Genomic DNA, 18,341 nt, shown 5'->3' with positions numbered 1-18,341 from the left:
GGGTGCGACTATCGGCGCGAGGCCAGAGTTGGGCTCGGAGACCTCGCCGGATCAGCGGAGCCGTTCTCAAGCGCCGCGCGTCTGTCTGCAAGGGCATGATCGAACAGGTCGAGGACGAGGCCGAAGGCTACCATGTCCTCTTGTTCGATCGTTCCGTCGTCGTAGCACTTCAACGTTTCGGCGATGATCGCATCGACTTCTCGTCGCGATGCCAGCAGATCTTGTTCGGACCCCGCTTCACGAAGCTCCGACGCCAACGCCAGGATGCGGTTGCGGCGGCTGGTGTCATCGTCCCGATCGTCCCTGTTCAGGTAGCGACGCAGCCAGGCGGCGGCCGACCCGATGCCGGACAGAAGAAGCAGAGCGAACCAGAAGTAGTCGCTGTACTTGTCTAGGAAGGTCCGCTCCGTCCCGTTGATGACGGCTGCGGCACCGCGATGCACGGAGGGCTCGGTTTCCTTCTCCGTATCGGGTTTGGTGATGTGCGCGGCGCCGGCGGCGCGTCGCGTGATCGCGTCGCGGACCGCGAACAGCTGGCGATAGAAGGCCGCCGCTTTGGCCTCCGATAGCGTCCGCCTGGCAACAATGAGATGGCTGACGCTGATGGTGTCGACTTTGTCCTCCGGCCGGGCCGGATTGGCGTTGAAGACGCTTCCAGGGATCTCTTCAGCTTCGTAGCGCGGTTGCCTCAAGGCGATGGCCTCGGATGCATCGACCGGAAGAAACTTCGGGGCTCCGCGCGAACGCGAGGTCGCAGCGATCGCATCGGCCGTGATCCTGCTGTCGAGCGGACCGACAGCGAGATAGGCGTCGAGAGTGGTGTCCTGCGCGAGCCTTTCGATCTGGTCGGTCGCGAATTGAACCGTCGTCACCTTGTCAGGATCCACGCCCGAGCCGACGAGAACGGTGCGCAGCAGCGCCAGATTGGCGCCGGTTCTTCCGATGATGCCGACCTTGTGGCCGGCAAGATCGGCAATCTCTCCGATCTTCCCCTTCGGCTTCTTCCGGGAATCCTTGCCCGTTTTGCCGGAGGGCGTCCAAAGGACGACGTAGTTCTTCCGCAGCACGGCCAACGTCTGCGCGTCCGACGGCATGCTCAGGTCGCCGCGACCGACCGCGAGGTCGACCTTGCCGGCGCCCAACAAAGCAAGGGATTCGGCCGCGCTTTCGGTCGTAATCGGCGATAGCCTGACCGACCTGCTTTCCTCGCCGAAGGCCTCGGCCATCGCCTCCACAACCTGTTGGTCGTCGCTGCCGGCGGGGCCGACCGCGATCCGAAAGGTCTCCGGCTGCAGGAGGTAGTAGAGAGCCGTGGCGGCTGCGGCGAAGACAAGGAAACCCAGCGCCAGCACCACCAGCAGCCTTCGTTGGCGTCCGTTGTGCGCGATCGGGGCAGGGTCAGACGGGGTCATCGGCAGAACCTCCGCCACCAAACGGGTGGCTCAGGAATCGGTTCACGCGCCGCTTTTATTTTCCTGCCTAGCTTCCCTCATTGCACCGAATATCGAGAAGCTGCCTCTTCTGGATTGGATTGGCGACGGGCGGGGCACGAACCGAGATTTCCACGCCTGGATCGGAGAGCGAGCGCTTCGCTCGCATTCGCCCTTCGCGATGGTCCAGTTACTTCTTTTCCGGCACCCAGGTGGTGCTGGCCCGATCGTACTTGAAGCCCGGGGCGCCCTTCAGGTCGTCCTTGGTTTCGTCGAGGGTCAACCACCACTTGTCGTTCTTCTTCGCGGTCTTGACGGCGTTGAACGGCACGATGACGTCCTTCTCGCCCGCGCCGAGGAAACCGCCCACCCCGATGACGAGCCCCGTGATCTTGCCCGATTTGTCAACGAGGACATCGTCGATGTCGCCGATCTTGCTCTCCTTCGGATCGTACACGGCCTGCTTGTAGTAGTTCGTCACAGTCCAGCTTGCCGTCGGCGCCGTGGTCAGCACGGTGGTGGCAGCGAAGGCCCCGGTCGCCGTCGTCGCGGCCAGTAGACATCCGATTGCAAGATTCTTCCTCATATCCGAACTCCTCATTTCGTAACGGACCCATCCAACGGGATAAAATGGCAAATGTTCCGATGCTGGAACGCGCGGAGCGCCGTGCAGCAAGGAATGGAGATTGCGAGAAGCGAGCGGTGTCGCTGCACTGTCAGTGCAGGTCGATCTCGACCGCCACCCTGACGAGGTCCGAGTGGCTCTTGGCGCCCAGCTTTGTCTTCAGCGCCGAAGTGACGTTCGCGACGGTCTTGTAGGAGATGCCGAGTTCGGACGCCACTTCCGCTATCCGGTCTCCCCTCCCCAGCAGCCTGAGTATTTCGAGTTCGCGTGCGCTCATCCGTGTCAACGGGCTTGCTTTGATCTCCGCGCCGGCGAAGGTCGTCGCTTCGGCCAGGCGAGGCGATACGAATCGCCCGCCCGCTGCAACCTTCCGTATCGCCTCGGCCAGGATCTTGGGATTGTCGCTCTTTGAGACGTATCCTTGAATGCCCATTTCGACGGCGCGCACCACGAAAGCTGGATCCTCGCTCACGCTGAGCATCACGATCCGCGCGCCGGGATCGTCCTTGCGGATCCGGCGCGTCAGCTCGAAGCCCGTCAGGTCTGGAAGCCTCAGGTCCACGACGGTCACGTCTGGATGCTGCTGCAAGTACGCCTGATGACCCGTCTTCGCGTCGAAGGCCTCCTCGATTTCGACGGAACGGTCCGATGCGAACAGCGCGCGGCATCCCGTCACGACGACAGGATGGTCGTCGACAACCAGCACCCGCATGACCGATTTTGTTTTGTCCCGCACCGACGATCCTCGATTCTCGCGACAGGAACGCCGGGCACGCACCATTGGTTCGGTATCGTCCTAACGGAAAGACGGGCGAAGCGCTCTAAGAACGCAAGTCCCGATCTCCGGATCGCTCCTTGCTCCGACAGTAAGCCGAGGCTGCGAGGAAATGCATCCGACGGGAAAAATAGGCAAACCACCTGTGGCAAATCCGGAACCTTGCCACCATCCGCGTGTTCTCGCATGCCGCACTTTGCGGAGAGGGAGACATTCATGAAGAAGCTGATGCTGACGTGCGCGGTTGCCGCGCTGATCTCGACGGGCGCGATGGCACAGTCCACGGTCGTCACCACCACCGGCACGGGTCACGCCGCCGCGGTCCAGATCGAACCGGAATACCGTACGAAGATCCGCACCTACGTGACCGAACACAAGATCCGCCCGGTGGAGACCCGCGAGAAGATCGTGATCGGCCAGCCGGTGCCGCGTGAGGTCGAACTCGAGGCCGTGCCCGCCGACTGGGGTCCCTCGCTCACCCGGTATCGCTACGTGTACTCGGGCGAACGCGTGATGCTGGTCGACCCGTCGACCCGCACGGTCGTTCAGGAAATCGACTGAGTCCTTCGGGGCGGGTCGCCGAACGGCGGCCCGTCCCGACGTCAATCGGCCCCCGCCGAGTGTTGATGCCTTTCCCGCGAGCGGCCGTCCATGCCCATCATCCGCTACTTCGTCTCGGTCGGCGCTCTGCTGCTGGCGTTGCTCTTCGCCGCCGACAGATACCTGCCGCCTCCCGTCGAACGCGCGGCGGCGGCCGACCCCGACAGAACCATCATCCGGATCGCCTCGGCGAGAAGACTTCCCGACAAGATCGTCTTCGATACGCGGCCGCGGTCCGACCTTCCAGCCGTCGCACAGGCCGATCCGGTGGCTGAACGGCCGCAGCAGCATGTACGCGAAGCCATGGCCGCCGCGCCCGCAGCGCCTCTTCCAGTGTCCAAGAAAGATCAGCCGGCACGCGTCTCCGCAGCGCCCCGTCCGCACCGCAAGCGCGCGGCTAAACCGTCGAAAATAATACCCGAGCGGCAGCTCGCCTTCGACCGGCGCGACCCGTTCTCAGTCCAATGGTGGTAGAAAGGCCGCGCCTTCCGAAGCGCGGCCCCCTTTGCTTTGTAGCGACCGTTCTCACCAGTAGTGACGATGCCAGCGGTGCCGGATCACGGGATAGGAACCGCCGTAGTAAGCGTATGCGGGTCGCACGACGCGCCGATAGCGGTAGCCATAGGAGACAGGGGCGCTGTAGTACGTACTGGTGTAGCCGCCGCCCCAGCGATAGGGTTCGTCGTACCCGTAATCGTAGGCGTACGGGCCGCCGTAATAGCCGGCGCCGTAGTAGCCGGGTCCGCCGTAATATCCGTAGCCGGGGCCCCAACCGTACGCCGAGGACGCAAGCCCGCCGATCACGGCACCTGCGACCAGGCCGCCGGCGATGCCCGGGCCCCAGCCACCACCCCGCCAGCGAGCTTCGGCGGGAGACGTCGTGGCCACCGAGGCCAGACCGAGGGCGCCGACCATGAGCGCCGACATTGCAATCTTCTTCATCGGAATTCCTTTCTCATTGCGTGCTCCGGCCGTTAACGGGAAAAATAGGCAATGGTTGCTGCTGCGGCGGCATTCGGCAAAGCAGGATACGGCGTGAACTTCCAAGTCACGGTGCTCAAGATCCTCGTCAGCTATCCCGACGGGTTCGCCGTCATGGCCGGATCTCAAGCGGACATGGCCATCCTGGCCACCAGCGCGGTGGCCACCAGCGCGGCCGCGAGTGGGCAGACAGAACTCGTCGCATTGCCGCCCGCGTCCCCGATCTCGACCTTTTCTCGCAAGGACTGGTCGAGCGCTTGAACGGCGGATGGCGGATCACCCATAACGGGCGCGCCGTGCTCGACTTCATGGAAGCAGGGCCTGTCGAGGCGCAGGCGGAGCTAGGGGCTTCCGCCGAAATCCCCGCCTCCGAGAAAGGCCATTCCAAGGCTCCTCGCCTGGACAAGGGGCGCCCGAAGCAGGCGCTCGCAGCGCCGCCGCGCGGCACGCGAGAAAGTAAGGGCGAAGGCGTAAACGCCCTCGCGATCGGGAAAAACTGGAAACTTTCGTCCGCGCGTGGAGTTTGCGTCGAAAGGAATGCGGCGGCCGGAGCGCGAAGATGTTCGAAGATACAGTGTTGAAGACTGCCGCGGAGACCGCATGGACGGTGTACCGGTCGCGGCACCCGGGCATCGACGCTCGAGATGACCGGCGTTGCCTGCTGCAGCGTCATCTGCGGAGGAGATGGGAAGAACGAGGAAGCGATACCGAAGAACTCGCGAGTTTCGGAATAGCGTACCTCGACCGGCTTCCTAGAGAGGAATGCTGACGCGGCTCAAGATGTTCGTTGTTCGGGTGGCTCGCGGAAGCACCAGGCCTCACTGGACTTTGCTCGCGATCTCCTGTCTCGCCTCCGCCGCGATCGTCATGGCGCTGCGATTCGTGGTCGAGGGCTGAAACGCAGACGCGTCCATCCAAAAGAAAACGGCCCGCCGGGTTTTTCCCGGACGGGCCGCTCCGTCGTCAACCGGTTCAGTGCATGTGAACCAGGAAGTATCCGGCACCGCCGACGAAGATGACTGCGGGGACGGCCCACAACAAAATGACGGGCATGACGTTCTCCTCCATTCCGATTCTATCTGAAGGACCTGGCGGCCCTTCAGTTACTCGGTGCAGACCTTCGTGGTCTTCACAGCGGATTCCGCCTCGACCTTGGTCTTGTACACGCCGTCGCCGACGACCGTGGTGGTGGTGGTGGTCGGCTTGCTGTCGACGACCGTGCACTTCTTCGTGGTCGCGTCGCGCACGATATAGAACTCCGCGGCGCTCGCGGCCTGGGTGCCAAGAGCGAAAGCGGCGAGAGCGCCGCACACGATCAATTTCTTCATGATGTCCTCTCCTCCAGTAGCGTTTCAAGTATCACGCAAACGAGAGCGCAAGGTGAAAGTTCCTTTTTTTCCCAACTTACGATGTGGCTGAGAAAGCGGCTTCCGCGAAAGCAATAGCGAGAAAGCGAAAAGCATTGCCACTAATTCCCGGTTGGAACTGAAGGCGACATTGCATGTTGATGGGCACCATGTTTCAGGAGGATCAGATGAACAAACGTCTTTTGTTGGCGACCACCGCCTTCGTCGCGATTGCGACCGCTGCTTTTGCTCAGTCATCGCCGAGCACTTCGATTACCGCCCCGTCGGCGCAGCGTCAGCAGGATTCCACGTCGACGTCCAAGCAGCCTTCGACAACGAGCTCGCCATCGGCCTCGACCACCAGCCCGTCGACGTCGAGCACCGCGCCCAGCAATTCCGCGCAGACCTCGAATCCTTCGTCGACCAATTCGGCCCAGACGCAGCCGCCTTCGTCCACGAGCCAGAGCGCAACTGGCCAGTCGCCCAACTCGGGCAACAACACCAGCACCTCGCAGGCTCCGGCATCCTCGAATTCGCCGAGCCAGGCGCAGACCAACACGACCACTCCGCAGTCGAACCAGGCCCAGACCAGCCAGCCGTCCGGCAACTCGACCCAGTCGGCCAACCCGCCGGCGTCGGGCAGCAACCAGGCGCAGCAGAACCAGACCGGTTCGAACTCCACGAACGCCGCCCAGCGGACCGACGACAGGCAGAACAATGCCGACCGGTCCTCGACCAACGTGAACGCGTCGATCAACATCAACGATCAGCAGCGCACCCGCGTCAGCCAGTCGATCGCGCGTCTTGACGTCAGGCCGCTCACCAGCGTGAACTTCTCGGTGTCCGTCGGCACGGTGGTTCCGCACGACGTGCGCCTGCAGCAATTGCCAGCCGACGTGGTCGAGATCGTTCCACAGTACCGCGGCTACGATTTCGTAGTCGTGAAAGACGAGATCGTCATCGTTGAACCGTCCAGCTACAAGATCGTCGCCACGCTGCCGTATTCCGGCAGGTCGACGGCATCCGCTCCCACCCGCAGTGGGGAGCGCAAGACGACCTTCAGCGATCGCGACCGCGAGGCGATCCGGAAGCACGCGAAGGCACGTCCGGTCGAGCGCGAGAAGCTCGTGACCACCGGCAGTACCGTCCGCACCGAAATCCGGACCGGCGAGCGCGTGCCGGAGGGCGTCGAAGTCGAGACCTTCCCCGAGGAAGTGTATCGCGACGCCCCAACGCTGCGCGAGTATCGGTACATCAACCGCGACAGCCACACCTACATCGTCGAGCCGCGCGAACGCCGCGTCATCGAAGAGATCGACTGATGTCGCTACGCTGACTTCGATGGCCTCCGGTTGTTGCTACCACGATTGGGGGCCATTGCAGCGGCAGCCCAAGCAACGGTTTTTGGCTTCGGCGCTGAAACTGGCGAACAAGACAAGGGCCGCTTTCCGAGCGGCCCTTTCGTTGACAATCTGGGATGAACCGTATGTCCACTCTCGCGAGACTAACGGCACAGAAAGAACAATTGCTGGCGCGGCTCGGAGCCGACCCGGCCCCGAATGAGTGCGCCGAAATCCAGGCGCGGCTCGCCAAGATCGAAACCGCTCTCAAGCTGCTGGAGCCGCAAGGCGCTTCTCTGCCGGACAGGGGCTGACGAGACCCATTAGGCATGTTTTTGGAGATGACGATGATACGATTGGTTACCAGTTTGACGGCGGTCTGCCTGGTTCTCGGCAATCTCGATTCCGCCGAGGCACGTTCCTATCGGAGCGACGCCTTCGACGGTTCGTGGCATCTGATCTTCGAGACGCGATCCGGATCCTGCGACTCGAGCTACGATTTCGACGTCAACGTCTCGAATGGCAACATCTCTTATCCGAACCTCGTCAGGTTTCGGGGCCGCGTATCGAGGAGCGGCGCGGTGCGGGCCGCCGTGACGGTTCAGGACAAGCATGCCGCGGGCACCGGTAGACTGGACCCGACAAGTGGATCGGGCACTTGGAGCGGATATTCGGGCACAGCCAAGTGCACTGGGATCTGGAATGCGACCAAGGGCTAGAAAGCTTTTGAATTATGGAAAAGGGTAGACGCGTCCCGCTCGATAGAAGACTGGGGAATCTGGTCGGGCCCGACTGGCAGACGGCGGCCGAGATTCAAAGAATTGCCGGCGGAGAAACGCTTGAAGTCGCAAAGACACTCGATCGGCTATGGGAGGCCGGGCTGATCGAGCGGGAGACCCTGGACATAGGCATCGGTGCGCGGCGCAAGGGTGGAGGAACGCAATTGCGTCGCATCAGATACAGGCGCAGATCCTCGAAGCCATAGCGATCGGTGTCAGCGCCGAAGGCGGACTTGGTGCCGTCGTCCATGGCTAGTGCGACGCTTCGAGCTTCCGCATCTCTTGCAGTCTGGCGAGGCAATAGTCGCGATAAAGAACTTCGATGAATGTCCACATGACCAATCCCATCCGGTCTAGCGTGATCAGGCTGCTCCCATTCGGTTTCAGGAATGTGTCGCGCTCCCACGAAATGGTTTCGCCGTTCGGCTGGCCGGCGGCAGGCTTTGGAAAACTACCGTCGCCATCGACCTGCCCCCGAAACCTCGAGCTACTGGATTATTCGGCCCGCGCGCCGCAGCACCTCGGGCGGGACCGTTAGGCCCAGGCGGCGCGCAGCGCGCATCTCCACGGCAAGAGTCGGGCAACGCAGGGACTCGATCGGCAACTCGGTTGCGGAACGGCCCTCGAGGAGCCGGCAGGCTTGGCCCGCCGTGCGGTGAGCGGCTTGACCGAGCGATGTGCCATAGCTCAAAGGCCTCCGGCGCCGGCCTGCTCCAGCGCAACCAGGGCCGGCACGTTCTGCGACAAGGCACGCTCCGCGATCTGGGCAGCATGAACGCCGATGATTGGGTTCTCCAGCGCCTGGAGAGCCTGCGTGTCATCTTCCCGCATTCTGGCGAAGGCCGTCTGCAGATCGGGTTCAGGCCCAATGACGCGCACGTCGATTGCGTGCATACCGGCATGCTTTCAGCAATCTCCATCCGGACATCCGGGACATGTATCTCCGATGCCATCGAGCACGTCGCGAAGCGCGGCTGCTGCCTCGTCGGCAGGTACGCCTTCGGGCGGATGGAGTCGGGCGATATCGACCGCCCGACTGCGGGCGTGAGGGTCGGCCCGGTCCTTGGCCCAGCCGTGCTCCTCGCATTCGTGGATGGCGCCTGCCTCCTGCAGCACATGAATCGCCCATCCGCGTAGCGTCCGGATAGCCTTAGGTCGTTCCCTCGTCATCTGCATCGAGATCGCTCCTGCCTGGATGAATCCTTCCGCCAGCTTCTCGTTCCGGGCGGTTAGCCCGGGTCTGGGATTCGCAATCGGCAGGGTTGAAGCTTGTCCACGTGTTCCGTCCGATCGATCACAGGCTGGGCGGGACGAGAGCTTATTGTCGAGGAGGCGAAAAGCCTCCAATCTTGAGCGTCGTCGACATCGCGACGAATGGCACGGTCCAGGCTGCCGCGACGTTGCCGAGCATCACCATCGTCAGAACAGCCTGCGTCAGCATCCCGGCGACCTCCGAAAGGCGGCGGCCCAAGGCCGCCGCAACCGCATCGGGACGCCCCCGCCGCGCGGCGGATCGTCATCGTCGCCGTCTAGCTTGCGCAAAGCGGCGAGGATGTCGGCGAGACGGATGGGGCGCTCCATGCCGGGTATCTCGCGCAATGCGGGACAAGATTCGACCGCGAACATGTCCGACGCCCACTTTCTCCGGGGCGGACAGCGCGGTGTCGTTCAGGACGTCTTCCGGATATCCGTAGTGGGCGGCGGTATGGTAAAGAGAATGGAGGTTGCCGGCGTTGGTATTCGCATTGGTCATGGATCGTCTCCGTTCTTACACTCCTTTCAAGGGACGGGTTTCGCGAGCGCGGTGGCGGCGGGGTCGCCGCCACCACAAGCAGTCAGGCGGCCTTCTTCTGCTCGATCTGTTGAGTTCCGGTCGCGCCGGCTATCTGGATGCGGCGCGGCTTCATGGCCTCCGGCACCTCGCGGACGAGATCGACGACGAGGAGACCGTCGCGGAAGGCGGCTTCCTTGACCTGCACGTAGTCGGCCAGATTGAACACGCGGCGGAACGGCCGCGCGGCGATGCCCTGGAAGAGGTACTCGCCCGTCGGCTTGTCCGGCTTGCGGCCCTCGATGGTAAGCGCGTTCTGCTCGGCGGTGACGGAGATGTCGTCGGTGCCGAAGCCGGCCACGGCCAGCGTGATGCGGTAGTGGTCCTCGCCGGAACGCTCGATGTTGTAGGGCGGGTAGTTGTCGTCAGTGGCCTGGTGTAGCGCGCTGTCGACGAGACCGGCCAGGTGGTCGAAACCGATGGTGGAGCGCCACAGCGGCGCGAAGTCGAAGGTGGTCCTCATATCCAAGTCCTCCAAAGAGCAAGATGGTTACGAAGGAACGCAGGACGTCGGTCCGAAGACTTCCGGCCTGCGCCCGCGCGGGCCCCGGAAGGCGACCCGCACACCGCTCTCGCGGCGAAAAACGACATAGAAAAACGCAAGGCCCGTTCAAGAGAGTCGTCGAAAATTTTTTTGAACTACGCGAGTAGCGGTCCGTGGGGGCGTTCGCGCTCGCACCCCTGCCATCTTGACAGCGTCCGGCCGTGGAATATTTTCGCACGGGGAATTCTTTTCCCGTTCTCGAACCTCGAAGGATTTGGAAGACCGTCAGGAGTGGCGACGATGCTCGACGAAGATTTTGCCCGTATCCGTGCGCACCGAAACAACATCCACCGCTATCGCAGGCTGTTGAAGACGCGGCTGTCGGACCTCGAACGCCGGTTCATCGAACGGCGTATGTCCGAAGAGACCTCGGCGCTTGAAGCGCTGCTTTCCAGAAGCTTTCCTCTCACGTTCGACATGGCTGAAGCGCCCACACTGGCGACCGCGGGAGCCGTGTCGTGACCGCAGTCAGAGACTTGCTGATCCGCGGCAGCGAGAAGGTCGTCGGGCACTACCGGGTTCTGCTCGCCGGCGCCAAGACCGAAAGGGAACGCGCGTTGTACCTGGAGCGGATCGAGCGCGAGAAACGTCTTCTCGATCAGCTGCGTGACGGTTTGCCCATGCGGGATGCGGCATGACCTCCGCCGACGAGGACGGCTTCTTCGGCTACGACATAGCGCTGCGACAGCGCGGACTGGGCCGATGGAAGTGGGTGATCGTCGCGACCGGAGGAGAGGTCGTGGCGTCCGGATCGGAGTGCAGTCGCGCCGCCGCGAGATACAAGGCGGAGCGGGCGCTGTTCTCGCTGCTGTGCGCGACCGCCTCGCAGACTCATTCCGGAGATCAAACGGCTGGCAGAAGACCATCCCCCTGAGGCTGCGGGCGGCCTGAGACTATGTCGCCGGCGCGGGATCTTCCTTCACGCCGCGCGCCACGATCTTGAGCGCCCCGTCCGGCAGGGGCCGCTGCAGCTTAAGCGCCTGCTCGGCCGGCGCGGTCATCCAGGTCTCGACCTCTTCGGTCGTCGTCAGGATCACCGGCATCGCCTTCGGGTGGATAGCGCCGACCTCTGCGTTCGGCTCCGTGGTGAGGAACGCGTACAGATCGTTCGTGGTCTCGCCTTCCTTGACCTTCCGGACCGACGTCCAGTTCGCCCAGATGCCCGCGAAGCACGCGAGCGGACGGGTCACGTCGAGCGCGAACCAGATGTCGCCGCCCTCCGCCTTGTTGAACTCGCTGAACGAGTTGAAGGGCACGACGCAGCGGTTCTCGACGCCCAGCCAGCGCGTCCAGTGTTTGCTCTTCACGTTGCGGATGTTGGTTGTGCCGCCGTCCGGCTCCATCCGGAGCAGTTCCTTGAAATCGACCGTCTTGCCTTTCGCCTGCAGTTTCTCGGCGCGCTTCTTGGTCGCCTGCAGGAGGGCTTGGCTCGAGGACGGCATGCCCCACCGCGCGGTCGCAAGCTCCCGGCCATTGGCGCCATTGCGCACGATCGGAGCCCGGTAGTCCGGAAAGACGCCGGGCATCGGCGCGAGGTTGCCGACGTACCGGTTGACGACCCGGAAGAGCGCGCTGATCGCGGCCTGGTTGGTCGTGATGCTGTAGAGGTTGCACATCGTTAGGTCTCCGGGGCAGCCTGGCGAGGGCGCTGCGCCAACTGTAGCAGCGTGGCAGGCGGTCGGCGATTGGCCTTGGCGCACTTGCTGCAGCGGAGTCGGGTCGCCAGGTCGTGGACGAAGGTCGTCGGCGGATGGGGCAGCACGGCCAAGTCGACGTCCCGCTTGGTCTTGCAGCGCGAGCACTCTATTTCGAGCCAGGGATGACCACCGTTGATCGCTTGGTCGACGGTCGGCGATGGATCGATGGGCTCGCCGTCGCTCCACATCCTTTCGTTCCAGGATTCGGCGAGCAACTTGTCGGCCTGACGGATCAGGGCCTCGCCTTTGGCGCGGGCCTCGGCGGCTTGGGCCGCGAGGATGCTGGTCATGGCGCGGGCCCGGCCGAGCTCCTTCCGCAGCGCCTTGCGGTCGCCGCCGCTCAGCGGGGTGGGATGGTGCTTCGACGCCACGGCCGGCCGCCGTCAGTCGTATGACGGCCAGCAGCCGTCTTCCTCATGGCGCCCGGTCCGGATCGTGCACGTGTTGTCCAGCAGGCGCTGGCCGACGCCCTTCCAAACGGCGTCCGGACCGTAAAGCCTTACGGCGTCGACCTTCTGGATCTCGACGGTCCGGCCGCAGCATCGGCAGCTAACCATCAGTAGATGCTGTGGAATTTCGTCCAGCCGCAGCGCGCGTCCGGATGCACGGGCGGCCGGATTGGCCCCGTCGGCGGGAGCGTCGGCTAGGAGCGCTTGCCAATATTCGGGCGGGAGGTCGTCGTTCGGTGCCAGCCCTAGCGCAGAAGGCATCTTTCTGCCGACGGCAGCGGCCAACTTCTCCATTTGGGCTCGGGTCGGCATGCGCCAGCTTGCAGGTCGGTCGGACATCACTGAATTAGAACATAAAGAGAACAAATGTCGAGGCCGCTTGAATGATGGAACTCGAAAGTGGACTTAGTCATGATGCGAGCTTGCTACTTTGCTCCTGTGCGCATTCGGGGCACGTGTCGCCAAGCTCGTCGAGAACATCTCTTATGAGAGCCACGGCGGCTCGATCTGAAAGCCCGACGAGTGGCTCGCGACGTGCGATCTCCAAGGCACGCTCCCTGGCATGGGGATCGGCGCGATCCTGCATCCAGCCGTGTTCTTCGCATTCCCGGATCGCGCCAGCTTCCTTCAAGATCGAGAGAGCCCATCCCCGGGTTGGCTCCGCCTTCAACGTATGGATCTTTATCGAGGGCTCGACGGCCTTCGCGATCTCACAGAGGTGGCGGTGATGAGTGAAGTAAACTATCTGGCCTTTGCTGGCCATCGCGGCCAGCAAACGGAATGCCTCTTCCGCCCGAAAATCGTCGAATGTCTCCATGATGTCGTCTGCAAGGAACGGCGCTGGAGCGCGGGTTCGGGCGAACTCATGATAGCCCGCGACCCGCAGCGCCAAGTAGAGCTGAAATCGCGTCCCCTTCGACAGCTCGGAAGCGATCTTGGAGCTGCCGTCGACTCCCTTCGCGATCAGAAGCTCGCTGCCGTTCGAGGGCTGGGTTAGCAGCTCGGAGTAGGCGCCCCGACTTATCAGCGCGAATGCCTGCGACGCTCGAGCCATCATCGAGCTTCGATGATGGTCGCGGTAGGCTCGGAGCGCCCGATCGGCTGCCGCTATTCCGAGCTTCAATTTGAGATATTCGATGGCCCGGTCTTCTATCGTCACCAAGACCGTGCGCCGCTTCGATTCAAGGACCGCGACCGCGGCATCGCCTCCGACAGCGGCGATCCTGTCTTCCGCCCTGTTGCGTAAGGCGAAAAGTTCGCGGCTTCGGTTATCCTCGTCCTCAAACCGTGCCTTCAATTCGATCAGTTCGGCCTCCAGCGAGCCTCGTTCCACCGCGTCGAGCGCATTCTCGGCCTGCTCGATCGTCTCGACCTTCAATCCTTTGAGTATCTCCTCGCGCGCCTGACTCAGACGGGTCTCGATATCCGACCTGCGAGCAAGCGACCGCAGATGACCGTCGACTTCCGTCAAGGTATCCGTTCCGAAGTGGTTCATCATGACGCTCGCCCGGCTCTGCACCTCGGCCAATTCGTCTGCCGCCGATCGGGCTTTGTCCTGCTCCGCTGCGAGCCGCGCTTCGATTTCGAGTCGACGATCGAGCGTCTTCGTCGCGGAGGCGACGCAGTCAACGATGGCCTCGCAGCGCCCGAGAACGTCCTGAGGATTCGGAGGCAGGCAGATCAGATTTGCAAGATCCTCCACCTCGGCACGAAATCGGGTTTGATCGCGCTCCATCTTCGAGATTCGACCGGTCAATTCGGCTTTCTTCTCAAGCGCCGCCCCCAGGTCGATGAGCGCTTCCAATGTATCTCGCACGACGGCCATCGAGGGTTGACTCCCGCGTTCGCCGAGCCAACACGCCATGCAAGCCTCTCGCCAAGCGGTGTTCCAAGATCGCTCTGCCAATCTGGCCTGATCGAGACTTCTCTCGCGAGCCTTGAGATCGCGAGCTCGCGCGTCGGCGATCATACGCAAGTTCCTGGCGCCGGCGGCACGGTCCAGAGCGGCTTGGCTTGCCGCCAGCACCGCGGCGATGTCGTCGCTACGCGAGATCTCGACACCTGCCGCACGGATAGCCTCCACGATCCGCTCGCGCGAACTGGCCGCATCATCCTGCGTGCGCCTCCATTCCCGTTCGGCGGCGGACAGCTTTCCTTGCGCGTCGATCGCCCGGTCGCGCTTCTGCATCCACAAATTCAGCCCGGCAAGATCGATGGCATCTTCAAGCCCATTGCCGATGGCGCGGACGCATTCCCCGATTTGGCCGACCAACGTCGCGCGTCTCCCGAGGCTCTCGTCCAATCGCCGTCGCGCCTGCTCCATAGACGCCCGGGCTTCGGCCATATCAAGAAGCGCGCGGTTCAGATCCGCAATGCCGGCGACCTGGCTTGCTCGCTGCTCTGTGATCAGATCGAGCTTCCTCATCGCGGTCTCGAAGTCGGCCGCCGTCGCTGCGTCAAGCGTCGTTTTGTGCACGGCCCAAGCTACTTCGCGCGCGGACCTGGCATCTCCCGCTTCTCGGTCGCTGATCACGCCCGCGACGGAGCGTAGGACTTCGATCTTCGCTTGGTGGCGCTTTACCTCAGCGTCAAGGCGCTCGAACTCGCCCTCCCGTACCGCGATTTCGCGTGAAATATCAGCTTCGGTCGATATCCATTGGCGAAGCCTGTCCGGTGTCGGCACCGGGGCCGAAAGGAGCTCGTTCCTGCCTCCGGCCCAGGGAAGCAGTTCGATGAGGCAATCCTCGAGTTCGTCGGCACGCTCTGCGCGAACGCGATCCGCCGCACGCAGCCGAGCCGCGTCGTCGGCCTGGCGGGCGCTCGCGATGATCGCGGTCAATGTCGCCGTGGTCGCGTCATCCAGTCCGGCGCCTTGCTCGCCAACCGTCGCCTCGGCCTCCGAAAGGGCCTCGGTGGCCTTCGCGAGCTCGGCTTCGGCCGACGCCAAGGCTGCATCGACGCCCGATCGTTGCTCCATCAAATCGCGGAGAGATCCCGTCACGGCGGCCGACAGGACAAGTCGCGCGGGGTTCTGCTCGGAGACGTGATCGATAAGTGCCAGAACGCGCGCGATCGTTTGCTCGGCAAGCCCCAAGCTGAGGCGGCGTTCCGGCAGATCTTTCTCGGCCGTGATGTAGCGCGCCCGCAAATCCGTCAGCAATTCGATGCGGCTTTTCAGCCCGCAAGCCGAAGCGTTCACGACGAGACCTTCGAGTTCCTTCCGCAGATCTGCGATGGTTTCTGCGACCGATTGTGTCTGCGCCGCCAGTCTCGTCTGCCGGATCATCAATGCGGGGAGGTCTAGGCTCCACGACGCCGGCGCTTCGGGCAGCAGCGCGAGAGGAAGAAGCTCCGCGCGTAGGGCCCGAAAGGACTGGAGCCGCGGCATGGCGCTGATGAGGCATTGCACTTCGTCCATTCGCGACTGCGTCCGGCTCCGTTGGAAGAGAGCTTGAGCATAGGCTGCGGCTGCCTCGTCCCGCTCGATGACCAAGCGAGCGTATGCGCTTGCCAGCGTGTCTATCCGCTCCCGTTCCTCCTTGAGTTCTGCCAGGGTCTTCTTGAGCTCGGCAAGTAATCCCGATCGTCTACCCGGCCGGAAGAAGGCATCCGTCTCCTCCTGTGCAGAGCCCAATCGATCGCTCAGACCTGCGAGCCCGGCGGTGGCCGAGAACAGCAGATGGCCGAGATCGCCCTTGCTCGCCAGGATACTCTCTCCGCCCGCCTCGAGGGTCTCGTCGTCGAGGCAAAACATTGTCTGATACGCGTTGCGGTCGAGGCCTCCGAGCTCGCCGACAAGCAGGGTGTCGGGAACGGCATTGCCGGCTTCATCCAGCAAGCTGTTGTTGGGACGCTTGATCCGGGAGAAGCCGCGGACCCTTCCCGAGATTTCGATCTCGGCTTCGATCCGCATCGTCGCGTAGGGGTGAAGAAAGTTGAACCTGCTCTGCGGCGGGATGCCGTACATCATATCAGTGCATGCCGAGATCGCCGTGGACTTCCCGGCCTCGTTGGGCCCATAGACGATGTGCATGTCGGGCTTGCCGGCGGCTGGCTCCCCAAAATCGATGAAGGCGTCCGTAAACTTGCCGTATCGACGCAGGCCTAGCTTGCGGATGCGCATCAGCGGGCTCCGTCTGGGTCGCTGGCCGCGAGCCGCGCAAGAATTTCCTCAGTTCCCTCGGCCGCCAACCGTTCGACGAGCTGGTTGAGCCCGCTATCGTCCGGGACGATGTTGCGCCGGCATTCTGGAGGTAACTGCGCGATCAGATTGTTGACGATATCGTTGGCTTCTGCGCGAAATCCTTCGGATCCGATGACCTCGTCATTCATCATCCTTCGAAGGTCTTCGACAGGGTCTGCATCTTCGGCCGCGATGGGGACAGGACGCCGGCAGTCGATTTCCAACTTTTCGATCCATATGTTGCCTATCGACTGCGCACGGCCTTCGGACTCGGTCCGCAATAGGTCGGCATCGCGGCGTATGTTCCAAGCCAAGGGCGTCGTTCCCGAAATCGCCAGCCGAGCGACGAGATGGTCGGACGCGGATCGGGCCGCGGCGTCGCCGAGCGTCCTCTCGAGCCTTGCTACCAGTTCGGGCCACGATGCCGCTCCGGAAGTGTCGATGCTGATGCGCTCGAATTGCGCCAGGCTGACGATCCGTTCGTCGAGGACGATCGAACCGTCGTCGAGCACGCCCACCAAGGTCACGGATTTGGGGCCGCTTTCGCCGATATCCCGCCCCTGGGGAATCCCGGGCATCACAATAGCGCAGGATCCTTCGATCGCCGAGCGCTTGTGGATGTGCCCGAGGGCCCAATAGCGGAAACCGGAGTTGAGGAGGTCGTTCGTACTGCACGGGGCGTAGACGTCGTGAGGTGGCGATCCGCCCAGGCTGGTGTGCATCAGTCCGATGTTGATAGCGCCATCGACCGGCGGACGATATTTGGCGAGAAGGCTTTCGGGCGCTTGCGGTTTCGCGAAGCTGAGGCCATGCATCACGATCGCTCGTTCTCCGCGGTCGCGCTCGATTTCGATCGACTCGGCCCGTCCGCCAAACAGGTGCACATTTTTCGGAAGAATGAGCTCCTTCGTGATCTTGGAGAGCGCATCGTGGTTGCCCCGGATGACGAAGGCCTTGATACCGGCAGCATCCAGACGGCGAAGTTGCTCGAACAGGAAACGCGCGGTCTTCATCGATGTCTGCTCGCCGTCGTAAAGGTCTCCGGCGAGCAGAAGCGCCTGCACCCTTTCTTCGAGACACAGATCGATGATGCGCGTGAAAGCCAGACGGCTGGCGTTGCCGATGAACTCGGCCAGGGCCGGATCGCGCAGAGCGAGTGAGCGCAGAGGTGAATCGAGATGAATGTCCGCCGCATGGACAAAGCGGTAGGCGGTCATCGTGGTGCTCGCTTTCTTATCGAATCAGTGAAGTTTACCGCACGCGGGAATCGTCAGTTCGTTCTTGGAGAGCCTGCCGCCAATAGAACCTGAGCCAGCCCTGCCGCTCCACGATCTTCTCGAAATTGAAGTGTTCGTGATCCTGCAGCGCGGCATCGATCCGGACGCAGCACCGGTCGATGATGGCCTGCCAGCCGGCCCGCACTCCGGCAGGGACCCTGGGGCTAAGCGACGGCCAGTCGGCTCGAAGAAGTCCGGTAGAGCCGCCTACAGCTCGACGCCAATTCCGAAGGACGCCCGACATGACCGAAATCAAACCTACCGTGAACAAAACAAGAATATTCAAGACAGGAAGGTCATCTGGAGTCAAGGGCCTAGCGCTTCGTTCTTATATAAGAAGCCATCGCCTTGTTATATAAGAAGATCTCGACCGAGACTGGCGCCAGCGCCGCTACGGCCCTATGGTTAATGGAGGGAGTCGCGTAGCGGACGGACGGATGATTGGGAAAAGGAAGGCGCCGAAACGGGGAAAGCGAACCCCGAT

General features: G+C 63.0%; 23 protein-coding genes and 2 pseudogenes. 9 read left to right on the top strand and 16 right to left on the bottom strand.

What is annotated here, in order from left to right; genetic code table 11:
• Positions 1–8: 8 nt before the first annotated feature.
• The 3 genes from JQ617_RS28925 to JQ617_RS28915 all read right to left on the bottom strand — a co-directional run bounded on the left by JQ617_RS28925 (position 9) and on the right by JQ617_RS28915 (position 2,767).
• Positions 9–1,412 (bottom strand): ABC transporter substrate-binding protein, encoded by a 1,404-nt coding sequence (locus JQ617_RS28925; RefSeq protein ID WP_212029288.1) that lies wholly within the window; start codon positions 1,410–1,412, stop codon positions 9–11.
• 208 nt (positions 1,413–1,620) lie between these two features.
• Positions 1,621–2,016, bottom strand: a complete 396-nt coding sequence (locus JQ617_RS28920; protein ID WP_212029287.1) for a PRC-barrel domain-containing protein — start codon at positions 2,014–2,016, stop codon at positions 1,621–1,623.
• A 130-nt stretch (positions 2,017–2,146) separates the two neighbouring features.
• Positions 2,147–2,767: a response regulator transcription factor gene (locus JQ617_RS28915; protein ID WP_212029431.1), complete on the bottom strand. Its 621-nt coding sequence runs from the start codon at positions 2,765–2,767 to the stop codon at positions 2,147–2,149.
• Between the two features lie 279 nt (positions 2,768–3,046).
• Between JQ617_RS28915 and JQ617_RS28910 the strand changes: the two genes are divergently transcribed.
• Both JQ617_RS28910 and JQ617_RS28905 read left to right on the top strand, forming a co-directional pair.
• Positions 3,047–3,391 (top strand): DUF1236 domain-containing protein, encoded by a 345-nt coding sequence (locus JQ617_RS28910; protein ID WP_128962304.1) that lies wholly within the window; start codon positions 3,047–3,049, stop codon positions 3,389–3,391.
• 90 nt (positions 3,392–3,481) lie between these two features.
• On the top strand, positions 3,482–3,904 hold the full coding sequence (locus JQ617_RS28905) for a hypothetical protein (RefSeq protein ID WP_212029286.1): 423 nt from the start codon (positions 3,482–3,484) through the stop codon (positions 3,902–3,904).
• Positions 3,905–3,955: 51 nt separating this feature from the next.
• Here JQ617_RS28905 and JQ617_RS28900 read toward each other — a convergent pair whose 3' ends face one another.
• Positions 3,956–4,372: a hypothetical protein gene (locus JQ617_RS28900; protein WP_212029285.1), complete on the bottom strand. Its 417-nt coding sequence runs from the start codon at positions 4,370–4,372 to the stop codon at positions 3,956–3,958.
• A 93-nt stretch (positions 4,373–4,465) separates the two neighbouring features.
• On the opposite strand from JQ617_RS28900, the pseudogene JQ617_RS28895 reads away from it, so the two are divergent.
• Positions 4,466–4,885 (top strand): annotated as a pseudogene (locus JQ617_RS28895) (hypothetical protein).
• 629 nt (positions 4,886–5,514) lie between these two features.
• On the opposite strand, the gene JQ617_RS28890 reads toward JQ617_RS28895, so the two are convergent.
• Both JQ617_RS28890 and JQ617_RS40390 read right to left on the bottom strand, forming a co-directional pair.
• The gene (locus JQ617_RS28890) at positions 5,515–5,739 is read right to left on the bottom strand and encodes a hypothetical protein (protein WP_212029284.1); all 225 of its coding nucleotides are present in this window, start codon (positions 5,737–5,739) and stop codon (positions 5,515–5,517) included.
• Between the two features lie 313 nt (positions 5,740–6,052).
• Complete coding sequence (locus JQ617_RS40390; RefSeq protein WP_349630657.1) at positions 6,053–6,517, bottom strand: hypothetical protein; 465 nt, start codon at positions 6,515–6,517, stop codon at positions 6,053–6,055.
• Between JQ617_RS40390 and JQ617_RS40385 the strand changes: the two genes are divergently transcribed.
• The 3 genes from JQ617_RS40385 to JQ617_RS28875 all read left to right on the top strand — a co-directional run bounded on the left by JQ617_RS40385 (position 6,498) and on the right by JQ617_RS28875 (position 7,816).
• A complete protein-coding gene (locus JQ617_RS40385; protein WP_349630656.1) occupies positions 6,498–7,079 on the top strand; it encodes a DUF1236 domain-containing protein in 582 nt (193 codons plus the stop codon). The genes JQ617_RS40390 and JQ617_RS40385 overlap by 20 nt on opposite strands.
• A gap of 164 nt (positions 7,080–7,243) precedes the next feature.
• Entirely contained in the window at positions 7,244–7,411 is a 168-nt protein-coding gene (locus tag JQ617_RS28880) for a hypothetical protein (RefSeq protein ID WP_212029282.1), read from the top strand.
• 33 nt (positions 7,412–7,444) lie between these two features.
• A complete protein-coding gene (locus tag JQ617_RS28875) occupies positions 7,445–7,816 on the top strand; it encodes a hypothetical protein (protein WP_212029281.1) in 372 nt (123 codons plus the stop codon).
• A gap of 747 nt (positions 7,817–8,563) precedes the next feature.
• Here the strand turns inward: JQ617_RS28875 and JQ617_RS28870 are convergent.
• The 4 genes from JQ617_RS28870 to JQ617_RS28865 all read right to left on the bottom strand — a co-directional run bounded on the left by JQ617_RS28870 (position 8,564) and on the right by JQ617_RS28865 (position 10,170).
• Positions 8,564–8,770: a hypothetical protein gene (locus JQ617_RS28870; RefSeq protein ID WP_212029280.1), complete on the bottom strand. Its 207-nt coding sequence runs from the start codon at positions 8,768–8,770 to the stop codon at positions 8,564–8,566.
• A gap of 12 nt (positions 8,771–8,782) precedes the next feature.
• The gene (locus JQ617_RS40075) at positions 8,783–9,052 is read right to left on the bottom strand and encodes a hypothetical protein (RefSeq protein ID WP_246556628.1); all 270 of its coding nucleotides are present in this window, start codon (positions 9,050–9,052) and stop codon (positions 8,783–8,785) included.
• Positions 9,053–9,194: 142 nt separating this feature from the next.
• Entirely contained in the window at positions 9,195–9,317 is a 123-nt protein-coding gene (locus tag JQ617_RS40290; protein WP_283815298.1) for a hypothetical protein, read from the bottom strand.
• A 394-nt stretch (positions 9,318–9,711) separates the two neighbouring features.
• Positions 9,712–10,170 (bottom strand): Hsp20 family protein, encoded by a 459-nt coding sequence (locus JQ617_RS28865; RefSeq protein WP_212029279.1) that lies wholly within the window; start codon positions 10,168–10,170, stop codon positions 9,712–9,714.
• A gap of 321 nt (positions 10,171–10,491) precedes the next feature.
• On the opposite strand from JQ617_RS28865, the gene JQ617_RS28860 reads away from it, so the two are divergent.
• The 3 genes from JQ617_RS28860 to JQ617_RS28850 are packed head-to-tail and all read left to right on the top strand — an operon-like array spanning position 10,492 to position 11,125.
• A complete protein-coding gene (locus tag JQ617_RS28860) occupies positions 10,492–10,713 on the top strand; it encodes a hypothetical protein (RefSeq protein ID WP_212029278.1) in 222 nt (73 codons plus the stop codon).
• Positions 10,710–10,889 carry a hypothetical protein gene (locus JQ617_RS28855; RefSeq protein ID WP_212029277.1) on the top strand — a complete coding sequence of 60 codons (180 nt, stop codon included), beginning with the start codon at positions 10,710–10,712 and terminating at the stop codon, positions 10,887–10,889. Before JQ617_RS28860 ends, JQ617_RS28855 begins: the two co-directional genes overlap by 4 nt.
• Positions 10,886–11,125: a hypothetical protein gene (locus JQ617_RS28850; protein ID WP_212029276.1), complete on the top strand. Its 240-nt coding sequence runs from the start codon at positions 10,886–10,888 to the stop codon at positions 11,123–11,125. Before JQ617_RS28855 ends, JQ617_RS28850 begins: the two co-directional genes overlap by 4 nt.
• A gap of 19 nt (positions 11,126–11,144) precedes the next feature.
• Here the strand turns inward: JQ617_RS28850 and JQ617_RS28845 are convergent, their stop codons facing one another.
• The 6 genes and pseudogenes from JQ617_RS28845 to JQ617_RS28825 all read right to left on the bottom strand — a co-directional run bounded on the left by JQ617_RS28845 (position 11,145) and on the right by JQ617_RS28825 (position 17,797).
• Positions 11,145–11,867 carry an SOS response-associated peptidase gene (locus tag JQ617_RS28845; RefSeq protein ID WP_212029275.1) on the bottom strand — a complete coding sequence of 241 codons (723 nt, stop codon included), beginning with the start codon at positions 11,865–11,867 and terminating at the stop codon, positions 11,145–11,147.
• A gap of 2 nt (positions 11,868–11,869) precedes the next feature.
• Positions 11,870–12,319: a hypothetical protein gene (locus JQ617_RS28840; RefSeq protein WP_212029274.1), complete on the bottom strand. Its 450-nt coding sequence runs from the start codon at positions 12,317–12,319 to the stop codon at positions 11,870–11,872.
• Positions 12,320–12,331: 12 nt separating this feature from the next.
• A complete protein-coding gene (locus JQ617_RS28835) occupies positions 12,332–12,691 on the bottom strand; it encodes a hypothetical protein (RefSeq protein WP_249157646.1) in 360 nt (119 codons plus the stop codon).
• Between the two features lie 115 nt (positions 12,692–12,806).
• The gene (locus JQ617_RS40070) at positions 12,807–13,082 is read right to left on the bottom strand and encodes a hypothetical protein (protein ID WP_349630661.1); all 276 of its coding nucleotides are present in this window, start codon (positions 13,080–13,082) and stop codon (positions 12,807–12,809) included.
• A 2,844-nt stretch (positions 13,083–15,926) separates the two neighbouring features.
• Positions 15,927–16,520 (bottom strand): annotated as a pseudogene (locus JQ617_RS40065) (ATP-binding protein); the annotation flags it as partial.
• Positions 16,520–17,797, bottom strand: coding sequence for a metallophosphoesterase family protein (locus tag JQ617_RS28825; protein WP_212029271.1), 1,278 nt, complete (start codon positions 17,795–17,797; stop codon positions 16,520–16,522). The gene JQ617_RS28825 and the pseudogene JQ617_RS40065, both read right to left, overlap by 1 nt.
• Positions 17,798–18,341 lie beyond the last annotated feature (544 nt).

Origin of the sequence: Bradyrhizobium sp. KB893862 SZCCT0404, assembly GCF_018130885.1 — a bacterium.
Classification (GTDB): Bacteria; Pseudomonadota; Alphaproteobacteria; order Rhizobiales; family Xanthobacteraceae; genus Bradyrhizobium; species Bradyrhizobium stylosanthis.
This window is presented reverse-complemented; position numbering and strand designations above follow the sequence as displayed.

What these genes read in the sequence shown, in the direction of transcription:
- JQ617_RS40075 (WP_246556628.1), bottom strand. Translation starts at nt 9,052, where the DNA reads ATGCAGATGACGAGGGAACGACCTAAGGCTATCCGGACGCTACGCGGA.
- JQ617_RS28910 (WP_128962304.1), top strand. Translation starts at nt 3,047, where the DNA reads ATGAAGAAGCTGATGCTGACGTGCGCGGTTGCCGCGCTGATCTCGACG.
- JQ617_RS28870 (WP_212029280.1), bottom strand. Translation starts at nt 8,770, where the DNA reads ATGCACGCAATCGACGTGCGCGTCATTGGGCCTGAACCCGATCTGCAG.
- JQ617_RS28905 (WP_212029286.1), top strand. Translation starts at nt 3,482, where the DNA reads ATGCCCATCATCCGCTACTTCGTCTCGGTCGGCGCTCTGCTGCTGGCG.
- JQ617_RS28850 (WP_212029276.1), top strand. Translation starts at nt 10,886, where the DNA reads ATGACCTCCGCCGACGAGGACGGCTTCTTCGGCTACGACATAGCGCTG.
- JQ617_RS28860 (WP_212029278.1), top strand. Translation starts at nt 10,492, where the DNA reads ATGCTCGACGAAGATTTTGCCCGTATCCGTGCGCACCGAAACAACATC.
- JQ617_RS28835 (WP_249157646.1), bottom strand. Translation starts at nt 12,691, where the DNA reads ATGGAGAAGTTGGCCGCTGCCGTCGGCAGAAAGATGCCTTCTGCGCTA.
- JQ617_RS28845 (WP_212029275.1), bottom strand. Translation starts at nt 11,867, where the DNA reads ATGTGCAACCTCTACAGCATCACGACCAACCAGGCCGCGATCAGCGCG.
- JQ617_RS28900 (WP_212029285.1), bottom strand. Translation starts at nt 4,372, where the DNA reads ATGAAGAAGATTGCAATGTCGGCGCTCATGGTCGGCGCCCTCGGTCTG.
- JQ617_RS28865 (WP_212029279.1), bottom strand. Translation starts at nt 10,170, where the DNA reads ATGAGGACCACCTTCGACTTCGCGCCGCTGTGGCGCTCCACCATCGGT.
- JQ617_RS28880 (WP_212029282.1), top strand. Translation starts at nt 7,244, where the DNA reads ATGTCCACTCTCGCGAGACTAACGGCACAGAAAGAACAATTGCTGGCG.
- JQ617_RS28825 (WP_212029271.1), bottom strand. Translation starts at nt 17,797, where the DNA reads ATGACCGCCTACCGCTTTGTCCATGCGGCGGACATTCATCTCGATTCA.
- JQ617_RS28925 (WP_212029288.1), bottom strand. Translation starts at nt 1,412, where the DNA reads ATGACCCCGTCTGACCCTGCCCCGATCGCGCACAACGGACGCCAACGA.
- JQ617_RS28890 (WP_212029284.1), bottom strand. Translation starts at nt 5,739, where the DNA reads ATGAAGAAATTGATCGTGTGCGGCGCTCTCGCCGCTTTCGCTCTTGGC.
- JQ617_RS28875 (WP_212029281.1), top strand. Translation starts at nt 7,445, where the DNA reads ATGATACGATTGGTTACCAGTTTGACGGCGGTCTGCCTGGTTCTCGGC.
- JQ617_RS28920 (WP_212029287.1), bottom strand. Translation starts at nt 2,016, where the DNA reads ATGAGGAAGAATCTTGCAATCGGATGTCTACTGGCCGCGACGACGGCG.
- JQ617_RS40290 (WP_283815298.1), bottom strand. Translation starts at nt 9,317, where the DNA reads ATGCTGACGCAGGCTGTTCTGACGATGGTGATGCTCGGCAACGTCGCG.
- JQ617_RS40390 (WP_349630657.1), bottom strand. Translation starts at nt 6,517, where the DNA reads ATGTTGATCGACGCGTTCACGTTGGTCGAGGACCGGTCGGCATTGTTC.
- JQ617_RS28915 (WP_212029431.1), bottom strand. Translation starts at nt 2,767, where the DNA reads ATGCGGGTGCTGGTTGTCGACGACCATCCTGTCGTCGTGACGGGATGC.